This window comes from Streptomyces sp. NPDC086554 (assembly GCF_040686095.1).
Lineage (GTDB): Bacteria > Actinomycetota > Actinomycetes > Streptomycetales > Streptomycetaceae > Streptomyces.
Window position 1 is genome coordinate 1 of the sequence record NZ_JBFBJK010000041.1, and the last position, 11,420, is coordinate 11,420.

An 11,420-nucleotide genomic window follows, 5' to 3' on the forward strand; every position below is an offset into this window, starting at 1 on the left:
TACATTCCGAACCCGGAAGCTAAGCCTCACAGCGCCGATGGTACTGCAGGGGGGACCCTGTGGGAGAGTAGGACGCCGCCGAACTATTTGTAGAGGAAACCCCCGCACCGGGATACGGTGCGGGGGTTTTCTGCGTTTCAGGGGTACTTCCCCGTCACCACGGAATTTCCCCCTCACAACGGCCTCACCAATTTCGTGTCGTACGCCAGAATTACCGCCTGCACCCTGTCCCTCGCCCCGGTCTTGGCGAGGATGCGGCCCACGTGCGTCTTCACCGTGGATTCCGCGAGGTGCAGACGCGTCGCGATCTCCGCATTCGTCCAGCCCTGGCCGATGACCGTCAGGATTTCGCGTTCGCGGTCCGTGAGAGAGGACAGACGTGGGTGTGCCGCCGGGGCGGCGGGGGCCGAGCCGGCCGTCGGGAGGTGGTCCGCGTAGGTGTCGAGGAGGCGGCGGGTCAGGCTCGGGGCGACCACCGCGTCGCCCGATGCGACGGCGCGGATTCCGGAGAGGAGTTCCTCGGGCAGGGCGTCCTTGATGAGGAAGCCGGAGGCGCCCGCGCGCAGACCTTCGTAGGCGTACTCGTCGAGGTCGAACGTCGTGAGGATCAGTACGCGGGTGCGGTCGCCCGAAGCGACGATGCGGCGCGTGGCCTCGATGCCGTCCAGGCCGGGCATGCGGATGTCCATCAGGACGACGTCCGGGTGGTGCTCGGCCGTCATGCGGATCGCCTCGCTGCCGTTGCCGGCCTCGCCCGCCACCGTCATGTCGTCCTGGCTCTCCAGGAGCATGCGGAAGCCGAAGCGCTGCATGGGCTGGTCGTCGACGATGAGCACGGTCGTCACGTTGTCGTCTCGCTGTCCTTGGGAAGATGGAGGTGGACCCGCCAGCCGCCGGGTGGATGGGGGAGTGGTCCGGCCTCAAGTGTGCCGTCGTACAGGGAAGTTCGCTCGCGCATTCCGGTCAGCCCGCGGCCGCTGCCGAGGGTTTTTCCGACGCCGACGCCGACGCCGCCGACCCCGGTGTCCGTGACGTCGACCGTCACGCCATCCGCGGTGTAGCTGACGTCCACGGTCGCCGTGGCGTCCGGGCCCCCGTGCTTGAGGGTGTTCGTCAGGGCTTCCTGGACCACGCGGTAGAGGGTGAGTTGGCGGCCCGCGGGGACCGAGTCCGGGCGACCGCGGACCGTGCTGCGGACGGGGAGGCCCGCGGCCCGTACGCCGTCGATGAGTTGGTCCAGGTCGGTCAGGGCGGGCTGCGGGGAGCGCTCGGCCGTGGCGGGGGCGTCGTCGCGCAGGACGTCGAGGAGGCGGCGGAGTTCGGAGAGGGCCTGGCGGCTTGTGGTGCCGATGGCTTGGAGGGCCTGGGCGGCGCGTTCGGGGGACTTGGCGGCGGCGTATGAACCGCCGTCCGCGAGGCCGGTGATGACGGAGAGGTTGTGGCCGATGATGTCGTGCATCTCACGGGCGATACGGGTGCGTTCGGCGGCCGTGGCGAGCTGGGCCTGCTGGTCGCGCTCGACCTCCAGCTGCTGGGCGCGTTCGACGAGGGCCTGGGTGTAGTCCTGGCGGGAGCGCACCGCGATGCCGAAGAGCGCGACGAGGGCGTACGCCCATACGTTCGGGATGATCTGCTGGTCCCAACTGCCCTTCGGGTACCGGATGGTGCCGACGACGAGCGGGATCGTCATCATGAGGCCCGCCCAGCCGAGCGTCTTCAGGGGCAGCCGCATCGCGATGTTGAACAGGACGATCATCTGGATGAGGGCGGCCTGGAGCATGGCGCCGCTCCAGCTGCTGACCACGCCCGTCGCCGTCATGACCGCGAGGACCGTCATGGGGTGGCGGCGGCGCCACAGCAACGGGACCGAGAGGCCCACGCTCATCAGGAAGATCAGCCAGCCGGGTACGTCCGTGTTGGGCGCGATGTTGCGCCAGCCGCCGTTGGCGTCGACGAGGGCGGCGACCACGAAGAAGCCGGTGACCAGCAGGTCCCAGACGAGCGGGCGGCGCCTGTCGAAGGCGCGCACCCGCTGGGTCGAACGCTGGAGGAACTGGGTGATGGGCAGCGGCTCGGTCACGGCCTCATCCTCGTACAGAGATTCCTCAGGGGGATGTCGTACGTCATGGGGATGTCATACGTCGCGACGCTTGAGGAGCACCGACGCCGCCGCCATGATGACGGCCGCCCACAGGGCGAGGGTGAACAGGGCCGTGCCCGGGGCGATGGTGTTCTCCACCCGGGCCACCGAGCCGAGCGAGCTCGCCGCCTGGGCGGGGAAGTACTTGACGGCGGTGTCCACGGCGCTGAAGGGCAGCATCGTCAGGACCTCGGGCAGGATCAGGACCGAGCCGACGAACGCGCCGATGGCACCGGGCACCGAGCGGAGCAGGGCGCCGAGGCCGAGCGCGATGAGGCTCAGGAGGGTGATGCCCGCGGCGCTGGTCGCGAGGGCGCCCAGGACGCCGGAGTCCGTCAGGGACAGCTCCTTGTCGCTGCCGGAGAGCCAGATCTGGGCGGCGAGGAACGTGACGACGTTGGTCACGAGGCACATCGTGAAGGCGATGGTGGTGAAGATGCCGGCCTTGGACCACAGGACGGGCAGGCGGTGCGGGACGGCGGTGAGCGACGCGCGGATCATGCCGGTCGAGTACTCGCCCGCGGTGACGAGGATGCCGAGGACGGCCAGGCAGATCTGGGAGAGCTGGGTGCCGAAGAGGGTGAAGACGACCGTATCGACGTCGGCGTCGTCCCCGTCGTAGGTGACGCCCATCGTGATGCCGACGGCGAGCACCAGAGCGGCTGCCGTGAGCAGCGTGATCCAGGTGGAGCGGAGCGTCCACAGCTTGTGCCATTCGGAGCGCAGTACGCCTTTGGTGGTGAGGCGGTAGCGCGCGGGGGCCGTGGGGTGGTGCTTGAGGGTGCTGGTGCTCATGCCGCTGCTCCTTCTGGCTGGGGGAGCGGCGTCGAGGCGACGTACTCGACCGAGTCCCGGGTGAGGTCCATGAACGCCTGCTCCAGCGAGGCGGTGTGCGGGGTGAGTTCGAAGAGGGGGATGCCGTGGGCCGCGGCGGTGCGGCCGATGTGCTCGGCGTCCGCGCCGCGCACGTCGAGGGTGCCGGGGGCGTCGGCGGTGATCTCCACGTCGGGTCCTGCGAGCAGCTCGCTCAGGAGACCCGCCTCGGGGGTCACGACCTTCACCGCACCGGAGCCCGACTCGCGTACGAAGCGTTCGACGGTGGTGTCGGCGAGGAGCCTGCCGCGGCCGATGATGACCAGGTGCTCGGCGGTCAGCGCCATCTCGCTCATGAGGTGCGAGGAGACGAGGACCGTACGGCCTTCTGCGGCAAGGGACTTGAGGAGGTTGCGGATCCAGAGGACGCCCTCGGGGTCGAGGCCGTTGACCGGCTCGTCGAGGATGACCGTGGCCGGGTCGCCGAGCAGGGCGGCCGCGATGCCGAGGCGCTGGCCCATGCCGAGCGAGAAGCCCTTGACGCGCTTGCGGGCGACATCGTGGATGCCGGCCAGGTCGAGGACGGCGTCGACGCGGCTCTTCGGGATGGAGTGGGTGTGGGCGAGCGCCATGAGGTGGTTGTACGCGGAGCGGCCCGGGTGGACGGAGCGGGCCTCGAGCAGCGCGCCGACTTCGTGCAGGGGCGCGGGGTGCGTGGCGTAGGCGCGGTCGCCGATGGTGGAGCGGCCGCGGGTGGGTGCGTCGAGGCCGAGGAGCATCCGCATGGTGGTGGATTTCCCCGCGCCATTGGGCCCGAGGAAGCCGGTGACGGTGCCCGGGAGCACCTCGAAGCTGAGGTCGTCGACAGCCTTCTTTGCGGGCTTGCCGCCGTAGTGTTTGGTCAGTCCGTATGCCCGAATCATGTCTACGATGCTGCTGCTCGCGGCGGCGCGGATCGTCGGACCGGGGGCGGGAAGTGGCGGCGCGGGGTAGTACCCGGGTACGACGGGGACCCTGAGGGGGAGCTCCTAGACGCCCGGCAGTTGGCGGTCCGGCCAGCGGGATCTGCCCTGTTCCTGTGAGCGGAGCAGGGCCAGGGTCGGGAGGCCCTGGTCGGCCCCGTTCGCGAGCAGGTCCGGCAGTTGGGGCAGCGGGGCCACCGCCGCGACATCGTCGAGGACCAGTGTCATTGGTGGGTCGAGCCGACCGGAGGATGACCGTTCGGCCATGCGCCGGCCGTGCTCGACCACGCTTGCGGCGAGTGCCGTGAGAAGCGGCATTGCGCCAGGTCCCTGGGGTGACTTGGGGTCTTCGATGGCTTCACCCACCACGAAAAGCGTGCCCCCTTCATCCACGAAGGAATCCAGTGTGAGGGCATCAGTTCGGTTTGGGGTGCAGGCTTCGCGGATGTTGACCGTGAAGAGGGCGGAGAGAGCCCGGGCGGTCAACTCCTGGGCCATGTCGCGACGTTCCGGGTACGCCGTGAGCGCCGCCTCCAGTTCGCCCGCGGAGCCGGAGGCGGCCTTCTGGTGCGTACGGAGGATCCGTACCGCCTCTTGTACGTGCGTGCCCTGGGACCAGCGGTGGACGTGCTTGATGGGGCGGTTGTCCACTGCGGCGGCGTGCAGGAAGCTGCGGAGGAGGGTTTCCGCCGTGTCCGCGACGGCTGCGTCGAGCTTGGCGCTTGGCCTTATGGCGGCCAGCAGGGCGGTGGCTCGGTGGGCCGCCGTTGTCTTGTCCTCGCAGTTTCTGGTCGGGGACCAGTGGAGTCTTGCGGGGGTGTCGCAGAGGTGGGTGGGGTCGTAGACGAGGACGGGGCCGAGTTTGGCTCGGGCGTCTTTTGTCTCTTCCCAGAGGGTGGGGTCCGAGGTGATGACCAAGGCTGCGGCCTCGGCGTCTCGGATTGCCTGGATCGCGTGGGCGCGGCGGGTTTCGGCGGGGCCGAGTACCAAGGGGCTACGGGGTGTTGGGACCGTGGGTGGCTCGGTGCTCGGGGGTGAAATGCCGTCCCCCGTGTCCTGCTCGACGCCAGTGTCATCGGTGCCCGGCGGTGAGGTGCTGTCCCCCGTGTCCTGCTCGACGCCCTGTTCATCGGCGCCCGGCGCTGTGGGCTGTGCCCACCCGTTCCGCCGTGCGGAACGCCTGCCCACAGCGGGAGCGGCAGCAGCCTGAGCAGCAGCCGCCTGAGCAACCGGCATCCGCCGTGCCCTCCGTACCGCCCTCCACCGCGCGAACGTTCCCATGACGAAGACCGTCAAGACCACCAGCACCATCAGCTGGCCGATCAGCAGGCCCCAGAAGAGGCCGTACCCCGAGAGCTGGTCGGCCGGAGTCCGGGGCCACGCGCCCGCCACGTCATGTGGCTGCTGGATCAAGTGGCGCATGGCTGGCGGCGTCTGACCGAACGTCACCGCACTCGGCCAGGAGCCATGCGTGAACCAGCCCGCGAGGCCCGTCGCCGACCAGGTGAGCACCGTCATGCCGAGGACGAACGCCAGGCCGCCCACCAACAGTCCGTCGGGGATGCCGCGTTCCCGCGACTCGCGGCGCCCGCCCCGCTCCCGGTACTCGGGCTCGGAGTCCCGGTACTCCCGGTCCCGGTACGGCATCGCTCACGCCACCCCGGAACGCGACGACGACGGATCGTTCATCTGCTGCTCCATGTACGCCGCCCGCTCCTCCGCCTCCAGTTCGGCGGCCCGCAGCGGATCGTCGTCCGGGAGATCCGTGAGGTCCGCCGAGGATTCCGTCATGGCCCGGTCGGTGAAGACCAGCGGCCGTTCCGTATCCGTGATGAGGTGCTTGACCACCTGCACGTTGCCGTTCACGTCCCACACCGCGATGCCCGGCGTCAAGGTCGGAATGATCTCCACGGCCCACCGCGGCAGCCCGAGCACCCGCCCCGTCGCCCTCGCCTCGTCCGCCTTCTGGGCGTAGATCGTCCTCGTCGACGCCATCTTCAGGATCGCGGCCGCCTCCTTGGCCGCCGCCCCGTCGACCACGTCGGACAAGTGGTGGACCACCGCCACGAAGGAAAGACCGAGCCGTCGGCCGAACTTCAGCAGACGCTGGAACAGCTGCGCCACGAAGGGGGAGTTGATGATGTGCCAGGCCTCCTCGACCAGGAAGATGCGCTTCTTCCTGTCCGGGCGGATCCACGTGTGCTCCAGCCAGACGCCCACGATCGCCATCAGGATCGGCATCGCGATCGAGTTCCGGTCGATGTGGGAGAGGTCGAAGACGATGAGGGGCGCGTCCAGATCGATGCCGACAGTCGTCGGGCCGTCGAACATGCCGCGAAGGTCACCGTCGACAAGGCGGTCCAGGACCAGCGCCACATCCAGACCCCATGCCCGCACGTCGTCTATGGCGACGTTCATCGCTTCCGCGGACTCCGGCTCCGGGTGGCGAAGCTGCTCCACGATGTCCGTCAGGACCGGCTGCCGCTCGACGATCGTCTCGTTCACGTACGCGTGCGCGACCTTCAGGGCGAAGCCCGAGCGCTCGTCGAGGCCGTGCCCCATCGCGACCTCGATGATGGTCCGGAGCAGCGCGAGCTGCCCGGTGGTCGTGATGGCCGGGTCCAGCGGATTCAGCCGGATGCCCATGTCCAGGGCGGCCGTCGGGTCGAGCCGGATGGGAGTTATCCCCAGCTCCTGGGCGATGAGGTTCCACTCGCCGACGCCGTCCTCGCCCTGTGCGTCCAGGACGACGACCTGCCGGTCCTTGAAGCGCAACTGACGTAGTACGTACGTCTTCTCCAGGGCCGACTTGCCGTTGCCGGACTCGCCGAGCACCAGCCAGTGCGGCGCCGGCAGCTGCTGCCCGTACAGCTGGAAGGGGTCGTAGATGTAGCCCTTGCCGGAGTACACCTCGCGCCCGATGATCACGCCCGAGTCGCCGAGGCCCGGCGCGGCCGTCGGCAGATAGACCGCCTGGGCCTGCCCCGTCGACGTACGGACCGGCAGCCTGGTCGTCTCGACCTTCCCGAAGAGGAAGGACGTGAAGGCGTCCGTGAGGACGGTCAGCGGATCCCGCATCTCAACAGCCTGCCTCTGCGTCTAGCGTCGGATGCCGGTCGCGAACGGCAGCGTATTGACGAAGGCCCTGTGGTGCTCGCGGTCGCACCACTCCAGCTTCAGATACGACTTCCCGGCCGAGGCCCGGATGGTGCGCTTGTCGCGGGCGAGGGCTTCGGGGGAGCGGGAGGAGACGGTGATGTAGCCGACGAGGTTGACCCCGGCCGCGCCGCTCGCCAGGTCCTCGCCGCGCTGGTCGAGGCGGGAGTGCGAGGCGATGTCGCGCGGGTCGACCGTGCGGTTCAGCTTGGCCTGGCGGCTGGCCTCCGCCTCGTCGTTGGTCTTCTCCGTCAGCATGCGTTCGATGGCGACCTCGGTGGGTTCGAGGTCCATCGTCACGGCCACCGTCCTGATGACGTCCGGGGTGTGGACGAGCAGCGGGGCGAGGAAGTTGACGCCGACGGGCGTCATCGGCCACTCCTTCACCCAGGCCGTGGCGTGGCACCAGGGCGCGCGGGATGAGGACTCGCGGGTCTTGGCCTGGAGGTAGGTGGGCTCCATGGCGTCGAGCTCGGCGGGCCAGGCGTTCCGCTTCGTCATGGCCTGGATGTGGTCTATGGGGTGGTCCGGGTCGTACATCGAGTGCACGAGGGACGAAAGCCGCCCCTGGCCCAGCGGCTGCCTGACCCGGATGTCGGCTTCCTGGAGCCGCGAGCAGATGTCGGTCAGCTCGCGCGCCATGACGACGGCGAGTCCGGCGTCCTTGTCGAGCTTCCGTGTGCCGTGCGGCCGTGCCGCGCGCGCCATGGCCTGCGCCTCGCCGGCGAGGTCGCGCGAGTAGTGCATGCAGGCCACGAGATAGGCGCGGTGCTGCTCGCTGCTGGTGGACACCATCGACTGGAGCTGTTCGTACGACTGCTGCAGCCAGGGCAGCGCCCGGTCGTCGCCGCGCATGCTGACGTCCTTGGCGTGCGCGTCCGGGTCGGCGGGAAGGGTGCGGGCAAGCATCTGAAGCCGCGTCACAAACCCATCACCATTGGCGACATGCTTGAGCAGCGTCCCGAAGCGGTCGACGAGCGCTTCCTGGTCCTCGGAGTCCCGGAGCCCGACGCCAGGACCCTCGATCTCGATGGCGGCGGTGACGGTCCGCCGGTCGGCGTGCAGCAGCACGGCGATCTCATCCGGGCCGAAGGGCGCGGCGAGCCAGCTGATACGGCCGATGCCGGGCGGCGGGCCGACCTCGACCTCCTTGCCGTCGAAGCGGACGCCCGCTTCGGGGGCGGCGGAGCGGTAGGCGGTCCCGCGCTTCAGCGACCTCTTGTAACTCCGGTTGATCTCGAACCACTTGAAGAAGGTCCGGCCCTTGTACGGGACGTACACCGCGGCGATGGCCAGCATCGGGAAGCCCATGAGCAGCACGATGCGCAGGGAGAGGACAGGGACGAGGAGCCCGCACATCATCCCGAGAAACGCTCCCGCGATGATCAGCGCGATCTCTCCGGTCTCCCGGTTCTTGCCGACGATCGCGTTCGGCCGTGCGCGGCCGATCAGATATGTGCGGCGGGGCGCGACCGGTTGCGACACGTGGGACTGGGTCGTCAACGCCCTTCACCTCCCGTGCGTTTGTTGCCTGAGCCGTTTCCGGTGTTGCCTGAGCCGCGGTTGCGCGCGTGCGGCGTGCTGGTCGCGCTGTTGCTGCGCGGCGCGGGTGCGGCGGAGGGGACAGATCCGCCGCCGTTCGATGAGCCTCCGCCGCCTCCGCTGCCTCCGCCGCCTCCGCCTCCGGAGGGGCGGCTGCTGTGGGCGGCCATTCCGCCGCTCGCCGCGTTGGCGGGCCGCGCCTGACCGCCGCCTCCGCCGCCGCCGTTGCCCCGGGAGCTGTGGGTCTTGATGCCCTGGGAGACGAGGGACGCGGGGGAGCTGATGACGGCCGCGGCCTTGTTCTCGGCGCCGCGCATGATCCGGTTGTTACGGGAGTTGGCGATTTCATCGCCGAAGCCCGGCACGAAGCGGTAGATCATGGCGCTCGCGAAGATGGCGAGCAGGATGATCGAGAGCCCGGACACGACGGCCGAGAAGGAGTCGGGCCCGTCATCGGCGGAGAGCGCGCCCGCGAGGCCGAGCACGATGACGATGATGGGTTTGACGAGGATCACCGCGATCATGATCCCGGCCCAGCGCCGGACGTGCGTCCACAGGTTCTTGTCGACGAGCCCCGCATATACGACGGTGCCGAGCAGCGCTCCTACGTAGAGCAGGGCGGCCCGAATGACGAGCTCCAGCCACAGCACACCGGCGGCGAGGATCGACACGAGCGAGACGACGATCAGCATGATCGGCCCGCCGCCGATGTCCTCGCCCTTCTTCAGCGCACCGGAGAACGTCCCGAAGAACGTGTCCGTCTGACCGCCCGTCGCCTTCGCGATGACGTCCGTGACGCCGTCGGTCGCGGATACGACGGTGTAGAGGATCAGCGGCGTGAAGGCGGAGGCGAGGACCGTCAGCCAGAGGAACCCGATGGCTTCGGAGAGCGCGGTGGTGAGGGGGACGCCTCTCACTGCGCGTTTGGCGACGGCGAGGAGCCAGAGGAGCAGGGTCAGGATGGTCGACGCGGCGAAGACGACCGCGTACTGCTTGAGGAAGGTGGGGTTCGTGAAGTCGACCTCGGCGGTCTCCTTCACGGCGGATGACAGCTTGTCGACGGTCCAGGAGGCGGCTTCGGCGCAGCCCTTTGCCAGGGAGGAGAGGGGGTCGGCGGTGGAGTTCAGGGGGTCGTCGGTGGGGTACTTGCCGTCGCCGCCGGAGCTGCCGCCGTCTTGGCCTTTTTCGCAGTACTTTTTCGCTGGGCCGTGGATGAGATCACAAGCGTCGTCCTTGGGCTCCGGAGCGGCGAAGGCCCGCGTCGCGAAGAGGACCGCCGTGGTCTGTACGACAGCGACAGCAGTGGTGAGCTTGAGTACGTGACGGCTACCGGGCATAGGTGAACCCTCCGTACCCTTCTACTGCCTTCGAGATCTCATCAGAGCCGGAGGCTCGGTCGTCGCCGGGGACAGGCGCGGGGCCGTCCTTCTGGGTGTGCGTGGTGGCCTTCCAGTCGCCGTTAGTCCACGCCAGCTTCATGGTGATCGTGAACCAGCTGTTGGTCACGGGCTTGGTGGACTGCTCCCCAGCGAGTCCGAGCAGGCCGCTGCACCAGACCTCCACGGTCGCCTGGTCACCCGAGTAGCTGGTGACCTTGGTGCCGATCGGGCTCGTGCGGGAGACGAACTGGTAGCCGTTCGGCGTCGTGCCGTCGTCGTTCAGGCCCACGTTCTTGAAGAACGCAGCGGTGTACGCCTTGTCGAGCTGCGCCTCGAACCTGTTCACGCTGGACGGTGCCATGACTGCCCGGAGGATCTCGTCGCGCCTGGGCTTGCTGAACATCTCGGCCGAACCGAGCGGCACCACATAGTTCGCGGCAGCGGACTGCGCACCCTGCTCGCTCTTCGCGAACCCTGAAGCAATTCCCGACGTCTTGCCGTCGACGGGCTTCTCCCCGGAAGGGGCGGTGGGCGCAGCCCCCGCCTTCTGACCGTCCCCGTCCCCGGAAGAGGAATCGTCCCCGCCCCGGTTCGCGAAAGCGATCGCCGCGATCAGCAGGACCACCACACCCACCACCGTCACGAGACTCCGCGACGAAGACCGTGAAGAACGGCTGGATCTGCGCGCTCCCCCATAGACGTCCTGGCCGCCTCCCTCGCCCTCGGGGAGCCGCGTCCGCGTCTCGCCCGATCCGCCGAAGAGGCCATCGTTCCGCTCGTCGGGACTCATGCCGCGTACGCCCCCTCAACCTCTCGGTGAACCGCCACGTACGACGGTAGCCGTGCTGGTTCCCGCGCGGGCGCGGTGTGGTGACTCGACATCAGGGAGTTGCAACCTCAGCCGGTGGGCACGACGGATGGGTGGTGTGGAGGGGGACAGGGGGAGGGGGACAGGGAGAGCAAGCGGGGGACGTGGGGGAGGGGACGAGGCGGCTAGACCGCCATCCCGTACACGATGGTGAAGACCGTGCCGAGCGAGCCGATGATGAAGACGCCGGTCAGGCCCGCGATGATCAGGCCCTTGCCCTGCTCGGCGCTGAAGGTGTCGCGCAGAGCCGTCGCGCCGATGCGCTGCTTGGCCGCGCCCCAGATCGCAATGCCGAGACAGAGGAGGATGGCGATCGCCATCACGACCTCGATCATCACCCGTGCCTCGTTGCCCAGGCTCCCGAAGGGACCCCAGTCGGGGGCGATCCCGCCGATGATGGTGGTGATGTCGCCCTTTTCGGCTGCCATAAGCATGTGTAACTCACCGCCCCTAGTGGGTTGTTCTGTCACCTCTGCCTACCGCAGTACAGAGGACAGCTCATTCTCGCCGACAAACGGGCCAGTGCATGTCGACTTGGCGTCATTCGTTGGCTGAAACGC

The 11,420-nt window shown here is 68.8% G+C and carries 10 protein-coding genes and 1 rRNA gene; 1 reads left to right on the top strand and 10 read right to left on the bottom strand.

Features of this window, described 5'->3' with window-relative positions; genetic code table 11:
* Positions 1-84, top strand: a 5S ribosomal RNA gene (gene rrf, locus AB0O76_RS40890); the annotation flags it as partial.
* 89 nt (positions 85-173) lie between these two features.
* Here rrf and AB0O76_RS40895 read toward each other — a convergent pair.
* The 10 genes from AB0O76_RS40895 to AB0O76_RS40940 all read right to left on the bottom strand — a co-directional run bounded on the left by AB0O76_RS40895 (position 174) and on the right by AB0O76_RS40940 (position 11,294).
* Positions 174-845, bottom strand: coding sequence for a response regulator transcription factor (locus tag AB0O76_RS40895; RefSeq protein ID WP_365502277.1), 672 nt, complete (start codon positions 843-845; stop codon positions 174-176).
* Complete coding sequence (locus AB0O76_RS40900) at positions 842-2,080, bottom strand: histidine kinase (protein ID WP_365502279.1); 1,239 nt, start codon at positions 2,078-2,080, stop codon at positions 842-844. The genes AB0O76_RS40895 and AB0O76_RS40900 overlap by 4 nt, the downstream gene beginning before the upstream one ends.
* Before the next feature lie 54 nt (positions 2,081-2,134).
* Positions 2,135-2,935, bottom strand: coding sequence for an ABC transporter permease (locus AB0O76_RS40905; protein ID WP_365502281.1), 801 nt, complete (start codon positions 2,933-2,935; stop codon positions 2,135-2,137).
* Complete coding sequence (locus AB0O76_RS40910) at positions 2,932-3,876, bottom strand: ATP-binding cassette domain-containing protein (RefSeq protein WP_365502283.1); 945 nt, start codon at positions 3,874-3,876, stop codon at positions 2,932-2,934. The genes AB0O76_RS40905 and AB0O76_RS40910 overlap by 4 nt, the downstream gene beginning before the upstream one ends.
* A 105-nt stretch (positions 3,877-3,981) precedes the next feature.
* Positions 3,982-5,562: a type IV secretory system conjugative DNA transfer family protein gene (locus AB0O76_RS40915; RefSeq protein WP_365502285.1), complete on the bottom strand. Its 1,581-nt coding sequence runs from the start codon at positions 5,560-5,562 to the stop codon at positions 3,982-3,984.
* Positions 5,563-5,565: 3 nt separating this feature from the next.
* The gene (locus AB0O76_RS40920; protein ID WP_365502287.1) at positions 5,566-6,993 is read right to left on the bottom strand and encodes an ATP-binding protein; all 1,428 of its coding nucleotides are present in this window, start codon (positions 6,991-6,993) and stop codon (positions 5,566-5,568) included.
* Between the two features lie 21 nt (positions 6,994-7,014).
* Entirely contained in the window at positions 7,015-8,574 is a 1,560-nt protein-coding gene (locus AB0O76_RS40925; protein ID WP_365502289.1) for an SCO6880 family protein, read from the bottom strand.
* Positions 8,571-9,950: a hypothetical protein gene (locus AB0O76_RS40930; protein WP_365502291.1), complete on the bottom strand. Its 1,380-nt coding sequence runs from the start codon at positions 9,948-9,950 to the stop codon at positions 8,571-8,573. The genes AB0O76_RS40925 and AB0O76_RS40930 overlap by 4 nt, the downstream gene beginning before the upstream one ends.
* Positions 9,940-10,782: a hypothetical protein gene (locus AB0O76_RS40935; protein WP_365502293.1), complete on the bottom strand. Its 843-nt coding sequence runs from the start codon at positions 10,780-10,782 to the stop codon at positions 9,940-9,942. Before AB0O76_RS40935 ends, AB0O76_RS40930 begins: the two co-directional genes overlap by 11 nt.
* Positions 10,783-10,985: 203 nt before the next feature.
* Entirely contained in the window at positions 10,986-11,294 is a 309-nt protein-coding gene (locus AB0O76_RS40940) for a hypothetical protein (RefSeq protein ID WP_160505898.1), read from the bottom strand.
* Positions 11,295-11,420 lie beyond the last annotated feature (126 nt).